The organism is Massilia horti, assembly GCF_004614195.1.
Taxonomy (GTDB): Bacteria; Pseudomonadota; Gammaproteobacteria; order Burkholderiales; family Burkholderiaceae_D; genus Telluria; species Telluria horti.
The window spans coordinates 11,462-24,858 of record NZ_SPUM01000141.1; the positions used below are offsets into that span (position 1 = coordinate 11,462).

Sequence of the window (13,397 nt, forward strand, 5' to 3'; positions counted from 1 at the left end):
CCAACCTCTAAGCCGCAAGATAAGAAACGACACACAGGAGACCAGGTTTTTCATGCTGCGCACACTCACCATCCGCGACTTCGTCATCGTCGATTCGATCGAACTTGAATTCTCCAGCGGTTTTTCCGTTTTCACCGGCGAGACCGGCGCCGGCAAGTCGATCCTGATCGATGCGCTGCAGTTGGCGCTGGGCGGGCGGGGCGAGGCCAGCATGGTGCGCGAGGGCGCAGCCAAGGCCGACATCAGCGCCGACTTCGCGGTGAACGAGGCGGCCGGCAACTGGCTGGCGCAGCACGAGTTCGCGGTCGAGGAGGGCGGGGCGCTGCTGCGCCGCGTGATCGACAACGCCGGCCGCTCCAAGGCCTACATCAACGGCATCGCCGCCACCGCCGCCCAGCTGCGCGAGCTGGGCGACCTGCTGGTCGATATCCACGGCCAGCACGCGCACCAGTCGCTGCTCAAGCTTGACGCACAGCGCGCTTTGCTCGACAACCAGGTCGCGGTGCGCAACCCGGCCGCGCGCGGCGAGGTCCAAGCGGTGGCCAATGCGTACAAGGCGTGGCGCGCGTTGTCGCGCCAGCGCGAGGAATACGAAACCAATGCCAAGAACGTGCTGCTCGAACGCGAGCGGCTCGAGTGGCAGGTGGGGGAGCTGGACAAGCTGGCCGCCAAGCCGGGCGAATGGGCCGAGATCACCAACGAGCACAGCCGCCTGTCGCATGCGGCCAGCCTGCTCGAAGGGGCGCAGGAAGCGCTGGCTGTCATCTCGGAGTCGGATCATCCGATCCTGTCGCAGCTGTCGTCGCTGAACCAGAAGCTGTCCAAGCTGGCCGACGTCGACGCGGGGCTGCAGGGGGTGCTCGACTGCCTTGAGCCGGCCCGCATCCAGCTGCAGGAAGCAGTGTATGCGCTGAACAATTATCTGGACAAGGTCGAGCTCGATCCCGACCGGCTGCAGCAGGTCGAGGCACGGCTGGACGCGCTCCACACCACCGCGCGCAAGTTCCGCGTGGCGCCGGAAGCGCTGCCGGAAGAACACGCGACGCTGTCCGGCAAGCTGCGGCAGTTGGCCGACGCGACCGACATCGACGGCCTGCGCAAGCAGGAAGAACAGGCGCAGGCGGCGTACATGGGCGCGGCCGAACAGCTTTCGCGCACCCGCACGCAGGCGGCCAGCCTTCTGAGCAGCCAGGTGACGGCCGCGATGCAGGAATTGTCGATGAGCGGCGGCAGCTTCGTGGTCGCCCTCAACGCTTGCGAACCGGGTGCGCACGGGCTCGAGCAGGTCGAGTTCATGGTCGCTGGCCACGCCGGTGTTGCGCCGCGGCCGCTGGCCAGGGTGGCGTCGGGCGGCGAACTGGCGCGCATCGCGCTGGCCATTTCCGTCATCACGTCCGACGCGACCACCACGCCGACCCTGATTTTCGACGAGGTCGACACCGGCATCGGCGGCGGCGTGGCCGAGGTGGTGGGGCGCCTGCTCAAACGTCTTGGACAAAGCCGCCAGGTGCTGTGCGTGACCCACCTGCCGCAGGTGGCGAGCCAGGCCAACCAGCACTTCCAGGTGGCCAAGGGCACCACCGAGGCGGGCAAGACGGCCTCGCGCATCGAAGTGCTCGACAGCCAGTCACGGGTGGAGGAAGTGGCGCGTATGCTGGGCGGCATCGAGATCACCGAAACCACGCGTAAGCACGCGCGGGAATTGCTGGCGTCGTAACGGTTGACCTGAGGCGTAGGGGGCGCGGGGCCGCCGAGGACCTGTGCGCACGCGGTCACCGTTTGCGGGCTCGCGGCGCGGCCACCACTGCGCACCCGTACCGCGTGCGCACTGGTGCGCACCCTACGGTGATCAGTCAGGCCCGGCCGTTTGCAGGCGCAGTGGCGTAGGGTGCGCACCTGTGCGCACGCGGTCAACGCTTGCGGGCTCGCGGCGCGGCCACCACTACACACCCGTACCGCGTGCGCACAGTTGCGCACCCTACGAAATTCGGATGCGCCGGTGATCAGGCCGACCCCGCCGTCTGCAGCCGCAGACGGGCCGCCCATTCGCGCAGCGCGTGCGGCGGCCGCCCCAGCACCTGCTGCACGCCGTCGGCCAGCGTGGACGCGTGGTGCAGGCGCACCAGCGAGTGCAGTTCCATGAGCGCGTCGACCAGCCATGCCGGCATCCCGCTGTCTTCCTGCGCCTTTCTCGCCGCCTCCTCCGTCACGTTGACGTAGGTGTACTTGTGGCCGAGTTCCTCGCTCATGACCTGCAGCGCTTCAGCCGTGCTCAGCGGATCGGGGCCGGTGAGCTCGTAGACCTTGCCCGCGTAGCCGTCGTGCGTCAGCACCTTGGCCACCACCTCGCCGATATCGGCCGGGTCGGCCCACGCGGCCTTGCCGTCGCCGTTGGGCAGGTATACCGTGCTGTCGCGCGTCGGCACCACGCCGTAGTAATTGATCAGGTTATCCATGAAAAAGGTCGGCCGCAGGATGGTCCAGGCAATGCCGCTGGCCTTCACTTCCCGTTCGGCGGCAAAATGCTGGCGTTCCAGGATGATGCCCGGATCGGCATCGGCCCCCATCACCGACAGGCGCACGATGTGTTTGACCCCCGCGCGCTTGGCCGTGGCGATCGCCTGCAGCACGTAGCCCACCTGGCGCTCGCTGTTGGGGGTGAGCAGGAACAGGTGTTCCACGCCTTCCATTGCCCTCTGGTAGCTGGACAAGTCGTCCCAGTCGAAGCGCACCGTCTCCGCCTTGACCGCGGCGCGCGAGCCGGAGCGCACCGCCACCTTGAACGGCACGCCCGCCGTGTGCAGCGCGTGCATGGCGGCCCTGCCGATCGTGCCGGTCGCCCCTGTCAACAAGATCATCTCCGCCTCCACTGTGCTGCCAATCCACAACGGGATCGGAAGAACGTAGATTCGCAGCGCTTGCGAGAGGTTCCGGAGCTGGCGATGTACAACTTATAATAGTCGGTCAATCCTTCCATCCGCCCCGCTCATGCCGTTTAAAACAGAACCGCAGCACACCCATGGTGCCGTGCCGCACACCGCGATCGTCCTGGTCAACCTCGGCACGCCCGATGCCCCGACCCGCTCCGCGGTGCGCCGTTATCTGAAGGAATTCCTATCCGATCCGCGGGTGGTGGAGATTCCGCCGCGCCTGTGGTCGCTCATCTTGCACCTGTTCATCCTGCCATTTCGCTCAGGCAAATCGGCAGCCAAATACCGGAAGATCTGGACCCGCGAGGGTTCGCCGCTCAAGGTGCACACCGAGAAGCAGGCGGCGCTGCTGCAGACGCTGCTCCAGGAGCGTGGCCACGACGGGGTGCGGGTGGTAATGGCGATGCGCTACGGCGCGCCGGCGTTGCCCGAGGTGCTGGACCAGCTCAAGCTTGATGGCGTGGACCGCATTGCGCTGCTGCCCGCCTACCCGCAGTATTCCGGAACCACCACCGGCTCGATCTGGGATGCGGTGTTCGGCCACTACCGCCAGATTCGCAATGTGCCCGAGCTGCGGCTGGTGAAGCACTACCACGACCATGACGGCTACCTCGACGCGCTGCGCGACAGCGTGCTGGCCTACTGGGACGCGCATGGCCGCGGCGACAAGCTGGTGATGAGCTTTCATGGCGTACCCAAGCGGACCCTGCTGCTGGGCGACCCTTACCACTGCGAATGCCACAAGACCGCGCGCCTGCTGGCGCGCCGGCTAGGCCTGGCGCCCGACGATTACGTGGTCACCTTCCAGTCCCGCTTTGGCCGCGCCGAGTGGCTGCAGCCTTACACCGCGCCTACCGTGGCGGAACTGGCGCGCGCCGGCACGCGCCGGGTGGACGTGATCTGCCCCGGCTTTATCGGCGACTGCCTGGAAACGCTGGAGGAAATCGGGATGGAGGTCAAGCACGAGTTCGAGGCGGCGGGCGGCCAGGATTTCCATTACATCCCGTGCCTGAATGAATCGCCGGCCTGGATCGCGGGACTGGCGGAGATTGCGGAGCAGCACCTGATCGGCTGGCCGACGATGATGAGCCCGGCGGGGCGGGAAGCGGAGCGGCGCGATGCCCAGCTGGGTCGCGAGCAGGCGCTGCGTCAGGGAGCGGCCGCGTAATATCCGCTCAAGGCGGCCCCTCAAGGCGGCGGCACCGTCCCTGCTAAAATGTTATGTTTTACGGAGAGGTGCCAACGCCGGCGTAGCATATCCACGCCAAGGCCGCGATGGCATAGGCCACCACCACACCGCTGATCAGTTGAAGTTTCATGGGTTCTCCCGCACCTGCCGTCAGCGGCAGGATTTAACAAATAATAAAACTATCAATGAAGGAAAGTATTCGCTGGCGGGTAAATGTTGTAACGAAATGTTGATATTTTTGCTTGGCTTGGCCGTTTGCTTTTTCTGCATGGCAGTTTAGCAATACCTCTTGAAAATGGAGGAGTGCGCCCCATGTTGGGTGCTATGTAGCAATCCGGACAAGTCAGTTAATCCGTCAAGTCCTTGATTCTTAGGAGTTTTTCGATGCAAGACCAAGAAAACCAAGAGGTGTCCAATCAGCCCGAGGGCCAGGACGCGGTCAATCAGCAGCCGGAGCAGGCTGCGCCAAGCGAGCCCGGCCTGGAAGAGCAGCTGAGCGCGACTGAAGCCAAGCTGGCTGAGGTGCATGACGCATTCATGCGCGCCAAGGCCGAGACCGAGAATATCCGCCGCCGCGCGCAGGAGGATGTGAGCAAGGCGCACAAGTTCGCCATCGAAAGCTTCGCCGAGGCGATGGTGCCGGTGCGCGACAGCCTCGAGATGGCCCTGAAGGTCGAGTCGCCGACCGTGGAATCGATCAAGGAAGGCGTCGAAATGACGCTCAAGCAATTGGCCTCCGCGTTCGAGAAGAACCGCCTGATCGAAATCCTGCCCCAGCCGGGGGACAAGCTGGACCCGATGAAGCACCAGGCGATCGCCGTGGTGCCGTCGGACCAGGAGCCGAACACTGTCGTCAGTGTGTTGCAAAAAGGCTACATGATCGCCGATCGCCTGCTGCGTCCGGCCATTGTGACTGCAGCGCAACCCAAATAAACAGAATGATCTGCTGCAACGCAAGGCAGGCCCGCTTTCCGGTGAGCCGAAACTCTTGAAAGCACGCAGTTTTTCCTCATATTAGAACCAATCAAAAACACTTCAGTACAAAAAGGGAAAAAATCATGGGCAGAATTATCGGTATCGACCTGGGGACCACCAACTCCTGCGTCGCGATCGTGGAAAACGGTCAGCCAAAGGTGATCGAGAACGCCGAGGGCGCACGCACCACGCCGTCGATCATTGCGTATCAGGATGACGGCGAGATTCTGGTCGGCGCGCCGGCCAAGCGCCAGGCGGTCACCAACCCCAAGAACACGCTGTTTGCCGTCAAGCGCCTGATCGGCCGCAAGTTCGATGAGAAGGAAGTGCAGAAGGACATCGCCCTGATGCCTTACGAGATCATCAAGGCCGACAACGGCGACGCCTGGATCGGCGTGCGCGACAAGAAGCTGGCGCCGCCGCAGATCTCGGCAGAAACGCTGCGCAAGATGAAGAAGACCGCCGAGGACTACCTGGGCGAGGAAGTGACCGAAGCCGTGATCACGGTGCCGGCCTACTTCAACGACTCGCAGCGCCAGGCCACCAAGGACGCCGGCCGCATCGCCGGCCTGGACGTCAAGCGCATCATCAACGAGCCGACCGCGGCCGCGCTGGCTTTCGGCCTGGACAAGACCGACAAGGGCGACCGCAAGATCGCCGTGTATGACCTGGGCGGCGGCACGTTCGACGTCTCGATCATCGAGATCGCCGACGTCGAAGGCGAGAAGCAGTTCGAGGTGCTGTCGACCAACGGCGACACCTTCCTGGGCGGCGAAGACTTCGACCAGCGCGTGATCGACTACATCATCGACGAGTTCAAGAAGACCTCCGGCATCGACCTGAAGAAGGACCCGATCGCCCTGCAGCGCATCAAGGCCTCGGCCGAGCGCGCCAAGATCGAACTGTCGTCGTCGCAGCAGACCGAAATCAACGAGCCGTACATCGCCATGGCCAACGGCGCGCCTGCGCACCTGACCATGAAGATCACCCGCGCCAAGCTGGAAGCGCTGGTGGAGGAACTGGTCGAGCGCACCATCGAGCCGTGCCGCACCGCGATCAAGGACGCCGGCATCAAGGTGTCGGACATCGACGACATCATCCTGGTCGGCGGCATGACCCGCATGCCGAAGGTGCAGGAGAAGGTCAAGGAGTACTTCGGCAAGGAGCCGCGCAAGGACGTCAACCCGGACGAGGCGGTGGCCGTGGGCGCCGCGATCCAGGGTTCGGTGCTGACCGGCGAGCGCAAGGACCTGCTGCTGCTGGACGTGACCCCGCTGTCGCTGGGCATCGAGACCCTGGGCGGCGTGATGACCAAGATGATCCACAAGAACACCACGATCCCGACCAAGTTCTCGCAGGTGTTCTCGACCGCGGACGACAACCAGCCGGCCGTGACCATCAAGGTCTACCAGGGCGAGCGCGAAATGGCGCAGGCCAACAAGACGCTGGGCGAGTTCAACCTCGAAGGCATCCCGCCGGCACCGCGCGGCACCCCGCAGATCGAAGTGACCTTCGACATCGACGCCAACGGCATCCTGCACGTGTCGGCCAAGGACAAGGCCACCGGCAAGGAGAACAAGATCACCATCAAGGCCAACTCGGGTCTGTCCGAGGCGGAAATCCAGAAGATGGTGAAGGACGCCGAACTGAACGCGGCCGACGACAAGCGCCTCAAGGAGCTGGCCGAGGCGCGCAACCACGGCGACGCGCTGGTGCATTCGACCCGCAAGTCGCTGACGGAATACGGCGACAAGCTCGATGGCGGCGAGAAGGAAAAGATCGAAGCGGCGATCGGCGAGCTGGAAGGCGTGCTCAAGAGCGGCGACAAGGCCGAGATCGACGCCAAGGTGGCGGCGCTGTCGACGGCGGCCCAGAAGCTGGGCGAGAAGATGTACGCCGACATGCAGGCGGCCGGAGCACAGGCCGGTGCGGCCGGCGCGGCCGAGGCTGGCGCGGGCGAGTCGTCGGCAGGCGCCAAGCAGGATGACGTCGTCGACGCCGAATTCAAGGAAGTCAAAGACGCGAAGTAAGCTGTAAAATCGCGGAACCAGCCGAGCCGATGTGACCAGGAAATGGTTCTCCGGCTCGGTTCTTTTTGCACAGACAGTTTTAAATAAACAGCAAGGTGCCGACAAATGGCAAAGCGTGATTTTTACGAGATCCTCGGGGTCGCGAAAAATGCCTCGGAAGAGGACATCAAGAAGGCTTATCGCAAGCTCGCGATGAAATACCATCCTGACCGCAATCCGGATAACAAGGAAGCGGAGGAGAAGTTCAAGGAGGTCAAAGAAGCCTACGAGATGCTGACCAATCCGGAGAAGCGCGAGGCCTATGACCGATACGGGCACGCCGGCGTCGACCCCAACATGGGCGGCGGCGGCTTTGGCGGCGGATTCGGCGCCGGCGGTTTCGGCGACGCGTTCGGCGACATCTTCGGGGACATCTTCGGCGGCGGCCGGCGCAGCAGCGGCGGCCCGCAGGTGTACCGCGGCGCCGACCTGCGCTACAACCTGGAGATCACGCTGGAGCAAGCCGCCAACGGCTTTGACACCACCATCCGCGTGCCCAGCTGGGACAAGTGCGACACCTGCCACGGCAGCGGCGCCAAGCCCGGCACCGCGCCGGTCACCTGCTCGACCTGCCACGGTCACGGCCAGGTACGCATGCAGCAGGGTTTCTTTTCCATCCAGCAGACCTGCCCCAAGTGCCACGGCAGCGGCAAGGTCATTCCGGAACCGTGCGCGGCCTGCGGCGGCGCCGGACGCATCAAGCGCAACAAGACGCTGGAAGTGAAGATCCCGGCCGGTATCGACAACGGCATGCGCATCCGCTCGACCGGCAACGGCGAGCCGGGCACCAACGGCGGGCCGCCGGGCGACCTGTACGTGGAGATCCACATCAAGCCGCACCCGGTGTTCCAGCGCGAAGGCGACGACCTGCATTGCGAAATGCCGATCTCGTTTTCCAAGGCGGCGCTGGGCGGCGAGATCGAGGTGCCGACCCTGTCGGGCAAGGTATCGTTCACGGTGCCGGAAGGCACCCAGACTGGCAAGACCTTCCGCCTGAAGGGCAAGGGCATCAAGGGCGTGCGCTCCGGCTACGCGGGCGACCTGTTCTGCCACGTGGTGGTGGAAACGCCGGTCAAGCTGACCGACAAGCAGAAGGACCTGCTACGCGAATTCGACCGCCTGACCAAAGAGGGCGGTTCCAAGCACAGCCCGCAGAGCAAGGGCTGGATGGACAAGGTCAAGGACTTCTTCGAGTAAGCAATCCAAAGCAACCGCTGAGCGCCCCGGCCCTCGGCGGTTTTTCGTAGGGTGCGCACCCGTGCGCACGCGTGACGCATGAACAGTGTTGGCCACGCACGGGGGCAGGAAAGGTATGAGCGCACCCTGCCAGCACTAACCAAACGGGAATCACATGGCTCAAACCCCCACCGGCCTCACCGCCGAAGACCTCTTTGAACGCAACCGCAAGTGGGCAGCGTTGATGATCGACCAGGACCCGGACTTCTTCAAGGACCTGGCTTCGCAGCAGGCGCCCGAGTACCTGTGGATCGGCTGCTCGGACAGCCGCGTGCCGGCCAACGAACTGGTGGGCATGGCGCCGGGCGAACTGTTCGTCCACCGCAACATCGCCAACGTGGTGGTGCATTCGGACCTGAACTGCCTGACCGTGCTGCAGTTCGCGATTGACGTGCTCAAGGTCAAGCACATCATCCTGTGCGGCCACTACGGCTGCTCGGGCGTGTCTGCCGCGTTGAATAACACCAGAGTGGGCCTGGCCGACAACTGGCTGCGCCACGTGCGCGACGTGCACGACAAGCACGAGAAATACCTGGGCAACGTGAGCGGCGCGGCCGCCGCCAACCGCCTGGTCGAGCTGAACGTGGCCGAGCAGGTGATCAACGTGGCGCAGACGACGGTCGTGCGCGACGCCTGGGAACGCGGCCAGCCGCTGACCATCCACAGCTGGGTCTACGGCGTGCACGACGGCCTGTTGCGCGACCTGGGCATTACCGTCAGCAGCCATGAAGAGATCGCGCCCAAGCTCGAGGTGATCCTGCAGCGCTACCTGGAAGCGGGAGCGCAACGGTGAACGGTGACGGGCAAGGCGAGCTGGCGCGGCTGCGCGACCTGGTGCGCGAGTTCGTCGACGAGCGCGACTGGGACCAGTTCCACACGCCCAAGAACCTGGCCGCGGCGCTGTCGGTCGAGGCGGCCGAGCTGCTGGAGCATTTCCAGTGGCTGCAGAACGGCCGCCGCGACGAACTGGGCGAGGACAAGCTGCGCCAGGTGCGTCACGAGATCGCCGATGTGATGGTGTACCTGGTGCGCATCGCGGACAAGCTGGACATCGACCTGATGAGCGCTGTCGAGGAAAAGATGGTCATCAACCGCGCCAAGTACCCGGCCGCGCTGGTGCGCGGCGATGCGCGCAAGTACAGTGAGTACAAACACGCGGACCAGCGCGCGGCTGACTGAATCACAACAATAGTTAGCCCAAAAACCGTCGTCCCCGCGTAGGCGGGGACCCATAGTGAGCATCTATTCACGCGGCCTATGGGTTCCCGCCTGTGCGGGAACGACGTGTTATTTTTCGTGCGCTGGTGATTCAGTTACGATTCGAGTAGGCCGCGCCCCAAGTTCGCCACGGCTACCGCGCGTGCCGAAGTCGATGCCTGCGCCGCGCCGCCCTCCAGCCTGAACACCGCCACCACACCAGCCAGCCGCGCCGACTGTTCCTGCAGCGCCTGCGCGGCGGTCGACGCCTGCTCCACCAGCGCCGCGTTCTGCTGCGTGACCGCATCCATCTCCACGATCGCCCGGTTGATCTGCTCGATCCCGCTTTCCTGCTCGCGGCTGGCGGCCGCGATCTCGCCCATGATGTCGGTGACCCGGCGCACGCTGGTGACGATCTCGTCCATCGTGGTGCCGGCCTGATTGACCAGCCGGCTGCCCTGGTCCACCTTCTCGACCGAATCGTCGATCAGAGTCTTGATCTCCTTGGCCGCCGCGGCCGAGCGTTGGGCCAGGCTGCGCACTTCGCTGGCCACCACCGCAAACCCGCGTCCCTGTTCGCCGGCGCGCGCCGCTTCCACCGCCGCGTTCAGCGCCAGGATGTTGGTCTGGAACGCGATGCCGTCGATGACCCCGATGATGTCGGCGATCTTGTCGGCCGACGCGTGGATCGCGCTCATCGTGCTGACCACTTCGTTCACCACGGCGCCGCCGCGTCGTGCCACACTTGATGCCGATTCGGCCAGTTGGTTGGCCTGCCGCGCATTGTCGGCATTTTGCTTGACCGTGCCGGTCAGTTCCTCCATCGAGGATGCCGTTTCCTCCAGCGCCCCGGCCTGCTGCTCGGTGCGCGACGACAGGTCCAGGTTGCCGGACGCGATCTGGCTCGACGCGGCTGCGATCGTGTCGGTGCCGCCGCGCACCTGGCCCACGATGTTCTGGAGCGCCGCGTTCATCTCCTTGAGCGCTTGCAGCAGCTGGCCGGTTTCGTCCTTGCTGTGAACATCGATCCGGCTGGTCAGGTCGCCGGTCGCGACGGTCTGCGCGATCCGCACCGCCTCTTTCAACGGGCGGGTGATCGAACGGGTGATCTGCCAGCCAACCGCAATCGCGATCAGCACGGCAGCCAGGCCCACGCCGCCCAGCAGCAGGCGGCTGTGAGCATAATGGCGCTCGCTGGTGACGTAGTCCTCGTTATTGCGTACGCCTTGCTCATCGCCCAGCTCCTTGAGCGCTTTCGCCCACGCCTTCATGGCCGGCACCACGCGCTCGCGCAGCAGGTGCCCGGCCTCGTCGTTCCTGTTCTGCCGGCCCAGGTCCAGGGTTTCGGCCAACAGGGGCGCGGCGCTGGCGCGCGCGGCCGCGACCTTCTTGAGCAGCGCGCGGGTCTGGTCATCCTTGGTCATCGTGTTGATGACGCCTTCGGCGCTGTCATAGTCCTTCCATGCCTGCTTGATCGAGTCCGACTGCGCGGCCAGTTCCTCGTGCGTGGACAGCAGGATCATGTCGCGCACGCCGATCGACAGCATGCGCTGCGCATCGCGCATGTCGGTGGCGGCGTCCAGGCTGACGTTGTTAACTTTGACAACCGTGGCGAGCAGGTCATTGGTGGCGGCCATGCCGGTGAGTCCGCTCCAGACGACCACGACGAGCAACGCCAATATCGTGCCAAAGCCGAGCGTGAGGCGCTGGCCGATCTTTAAATTCTTCATTTTTTCGAACGCTTTACTGTTTTATTTGAATGACAATTTCAGGCGGGTGCTGGGATGAGGAAATTTATAACCCGCATGCATATCTTAGTAGGATTAGTCCTACAAGTAAGTTGCGAAGTGTATATAAATCTTTATGGGTGGAAATCCAGCAACGGAAAGACGTAGGGTGTGCAGCTTTGCTGCGCACGCGGTTCGCAAATTCAGCGCAGTGGCGCGGCAGCCGCGAGCCCGCATGCCGTGACCGCGTGCGCAGCAAAGCTGCACACCCTACGTCTTTCCGTTGCTGGATTTCCACCCATAAAGATTTATATACACTTCGCAACTTACTTGTAGGACTAATCCTACTAAGATATGCATGCGGGTTATAAATTTCCTCATCCCAGCACCCGCCTGAAATTGTCATTCAAATAAAACAGTAAAGCGTTCGAAAAAATGAAGAATTTAAAGATCGGCCAGCGCCTCACGCTCGGCTTTGGCACGATATTGGCGTTGCTCGTCGTGGTCGTCTGGAGCGGACTCACCGGCATGGCCGCCACCAATGACCTGCTCGCCACGGTTGTCAAAGTTAACAACGTCAGCCTGGACGCCGCCACCGACATGCGCGATGCGCAGCGCATGCTGTCGATCGGCGTGCGCGACATGATCCTGCTGTCCACGCACGAGGAACTGGCCGCGCAGTCGGACTCGATCAAGCAGGCATGGAAGGACTATGACAGCGCCGAAGGCGTCATCAACACGATGACCAAGGATGACCAGACCCGCGCGCTGCTCAAGAAGGTCGCGGCCGCGCGCGCCAGCGCCGCGCCCCTGTTGGCCGAAACCCTGGACCTGGGCCGGCAGAACAGGAACGACGAGGCCGGGCACCTGCTGCGCGAGCGCGTGGTGCCGGCCATGAAGGCGTGGGCGAAAGCGCTCAAGGAGCTGGGCGATGAGCAAGGCGTACGCAATAACGAGGACTACGTCACCAGCGAGCGCCATTATGCTCACAGCCGCCTGCTGCTGGGCGGCGTGGGCCTGGCTGCCGTGCTGATCGCGATTGCGGTTGGCTGGCAGATCACCCGTTCGATCACCCGCCCGTTGAAAGAGGCGGTGCGGATCGCGCAGACCGTCGCGACCGGCGACCTGACCAGCCGGATCGATGTTCACAGCAAGGACGAAACCGGCCAGCTGCTGCAAGCGCTCAAGGAGATGAACGCGGCGCTCCAGAACATCGTGGGCCAGGTGCGCGGCGGCACCGACACGATCGCAGCCGCGTCGAGCCAGATCGCGTCCGGCAACCTGGACCTGTCGTCGCGCACCGAGCAGCAGGCCGGGGCGCTGGAGGAAACGGCATCCTCGATGGAGGAACTGACCGGCACGGTCAAGCAAAATGCCGACAATGCGCGGCAGGCCAACCAACTGGCCGAATCGGCATCAAGTGTGGCACGACGCGGCGGCGCCGTGGTGAACGAAGTGGTCAGCACGATGAGCGCGATCCACGCGTCGGCCGACAAGATCGCCGACATCATCGGGGTCATCGACGGCATCGCGTTCCAGACCAACATCCTGGCGCTGAACGCGGCGGTGGAAGCGGCGCGCGCCGGCGAACAGGGACGCGGGTTTGCGGTGGTGGCCAGCGAAGTGCGCAGCCTGGCCCAACGCTCGGCCGCGGCGGCCAAGGAGATCAAGACTCTGATCGACGATTCGGTCGAGAAGGTGGACCAGGGCAGCCGGCTGGTCAATCAGGCCGGCACCACGATGGACGAGATCGTCACCAGCGTGCGCCGGGTCACCGACATCATGGGCGAGATCGCGGCCGCCAGCCGCGAGCAGGAAAGCGGGATCGAGCAGATCAACCGGGCGATCGTGGAGATGGATGCGGTCACGCAGCAGAACGCGGCGCTGGTGGAGCAGGCGTCGACCGCCGCGCAGGCGCTGCAGGAACAGTCGGCGCGGCTGGCTGGTGTGGTGGCGGTGTTCAGGCTGGAGGGCGGCGCGGCGCAGGCATCGACTTCGGCACGCGCGGTAGCCGTGGCGAACTTGGGGCGCGGCCTACTCGAATCGTAACTGAATCACCAGCGCACGAAAAATA

General features: G+C 64.2%; 10 protein-coding genes. 8 read left to right on the forward strand and 2 right to left on the reverse strand.

Annotation, left to right across the window (positions count from 1 at the left end; translation table 11 throughout):
* The first annotated feature begins 52 nt into the window (after positions 1-52).
* The gene (gene recN, locus E4O92_RS22115; protein ID WP_135191834.1) at positions 53-1,717 is read left to right on the forward strand and encodes a DNA repair protein RecN; all 1,665 of its coding nucleotides are present in this window, start codon (positions 53-55) and stop codon (positions 1,715-1,717) included.
* 286 nt (positions 1,718-2,003) lie between these two features.
* Here recN and E4O92_RS22120 read toward each other — a convergent pair whose 3' ends face one another.
* Positions 2,004-2,858 carry an SDR family oxidoreductase gene (locus tag E4O92_RS22120; protein ID WP_135191835.1) on the reverse strand — a complete coding sequence of 285 codons (855 nt, stop codon included), beginning with the start codon at positions 2,856-2,858 and terminating at the stop codon, positions 2,004-2,006.
* A gap of 130 nt (positions 2,859-2,988) precedes the next feature.
* On the opposite strand from E4O92_RS22120, the gene hemH reads away from it, so the two are divergent.
* From hemH to E4O92_RS22150, 6 genes are all read left to right on the forward strand, one after another.
* Positions 2,989-4,098 (forward strand): ferrochelatase, encoded by a 1,110-nt coding sequence (gene hemH, locus E4O92_RS22125; RefSeq protein ID WP_135191836.1) that lies wholly within the window; start codon positions 2,989-2,991, stop codon positions 4,096-4,098.
* A 405-nt stretch (positions 4,099-4,503) separates the two neighbouring features.
* Positions 4,504-5,052 carry a nucleotide exchange factor GrpE gene (gene grpE / locus E4O92_RS22130; protein ID WP_135191837.1) on the forward strand — a complete coding sequence of 183 codons (549 nt, stop codon included), beginning with the start codon at positions 4,504-4,506 and terminating at the stop codon, positions 5,050-5,052.
* A gap of 125 nt (positions 5,053-5,177) precedes the next feature.
* A complete protein-coding gene (dnaK, locus tag E4O92_RS22135; protein WP_135191838.1) occupies positions 5,178-7,124 on the forward strand; it encodes a molecular chaperone DnaK in 1,947 nt (648 codons plus the stop codon).
* 105 nt (positions 7,125-7,229) lie between these two features.
* Positions 7,230-8,360 carry a molecular chaperone DnaJ gene (gene dnaJ, locus E4O92_RS22140; RefSeq protein ID WP_135191839.1) on the forward strand — a complete coding sequence of 377 codons (1,131 nt, stop codon included), beginning with the start codon at positions 7,230-7,232 and terminating at the stop codon, positions 8,358-8,360.
* A gap of 154 nt (positions 8,361-8,514) precedes the next feature.
* Positions 8,515-9,192: a carbonate dehydratase gene (gene can / locus E4O92_RS22145; protein WP_135090756.1), complete on the forward strand. Its 678-nt coding sequence runs from the start codon at positions 8,515-8,517 to the stop codon at positions 9,190-9,192.
* Positions 9,189-9,578 carry a nucleotide pyrophosphohydrolase gene (locus E4O92_RS22150; protein ID WP_135090755.1) on the forward strand — a complete coding sequence of 130 codons (390 nt, stop codon included), beginning with the start codon at positions 9,189-9,191 and terminating at the stop codon, positions 9,576-9,578. Before can ends, E4O92_RS22150 begins: the two co-directional genes overlap by 4 nt.
* A gap of 134 nt (positions 9,579-9,712) precedes the next feature.
* Here E4O92_RS22150 and E4O92_RS22155 read toward each other — a convergent pair whose 3' ends face one another.
* The gene (locus E4O92_RS22155) at positions 9,713-11,326 is read right to left on the reverse strand and encodes a methyl-accepting chemotaxis protein (RefSeq protein WP_135191840.1); all 1,614 of its coding nucleotides are present in this window, start codon (positions 11,324-11,326) and stop codon (positions 9,713-9,715) included.
* A gap of 432 nt (positions 11,327-11,758) precedes the next feature.
* Here E4O92_RS22155 and E4O92_RS22160 point away from each other — a divergent pair, with 432 nt between their 5' ends.
* Positions 11,759-13,372 carry a methyl-accepting chemotaxis protein gene (locus E4O92_RS22160; protein WP_135191840.1) on the forward strand — a complete coding sequence of 538 codons (1,614 nt, stop codon included), beginning with the start codon at positions 11,759-11,761 and terminating at the stop codon, positions 13,370-13,372.
* Positions 13,373-13,397: the final 25 nt, after the last annotated feature.

Excerpts from the sequence above, each read along its gene's own strand:
- recN (WP_135191834.1), top strand. The coding sequence starts at position 53 with ATGCTGCGCACACTCACCATCCGCGACTTCGTCATCGTCGATTCGATC.
- E4O92_RS22120 (WP_135191835.1), bottom strand. The coding sequence starts at position 2,858 with ATGATCTTGTTGACAGGGGCGACCGGCACGATCGGCAGGGCCGCCATG.
- hemH (WP_135191836.1), top strand. The coding sequence starts at position 2,989 with ATGCCGTTTAAAACAGAACCGCAGCACACCCATGGTGCCGTGCCGCAC.
- grpE (WP_135191837.1), top strand. The coding sequence starts at position 4,504 with ATGCAAGACCAAGAAAACCAAGAGGTGTCCAATCAGCCCGAGGGCCAG.
- dnaK (WP_135191838.1), top strand. The coding sequence starts at position 5,178 with ATGGGCAGAATTATCGGTATCGACCTGGGGACCACCAACTCCTGCGTC.
- dnaJ (WP_135191839.1), top strand. The coding sequence starts at position 7,230 with ATGGCAAAGCGTGATTTTTACGAGATCCTCGGGGTCGCGAAAAATGCC.
- can (WP_135090756.1), top strand. The coding sequence starts at position 8,515 with ATGGCTCAAACCCCCACCGGCCTCACCGCCGAAGACCTCTTTGAACGC.
- E4O92_RS22155 (WP_135191840.1), bottom strand. The coding sequence starts at position 11,326 with ATGAAGAATTTAAAGATCGGCCAGCGCCTCACGCTCGGCTTTGGCACG.
- E4O92_RS22160 (WP_135191840.1), top strand. The coding sequence starts at position 11,759 with ATGAAGAATTTAAAGATCGGCCAGCGCCTCACGCTCGGCTTTGGCACG.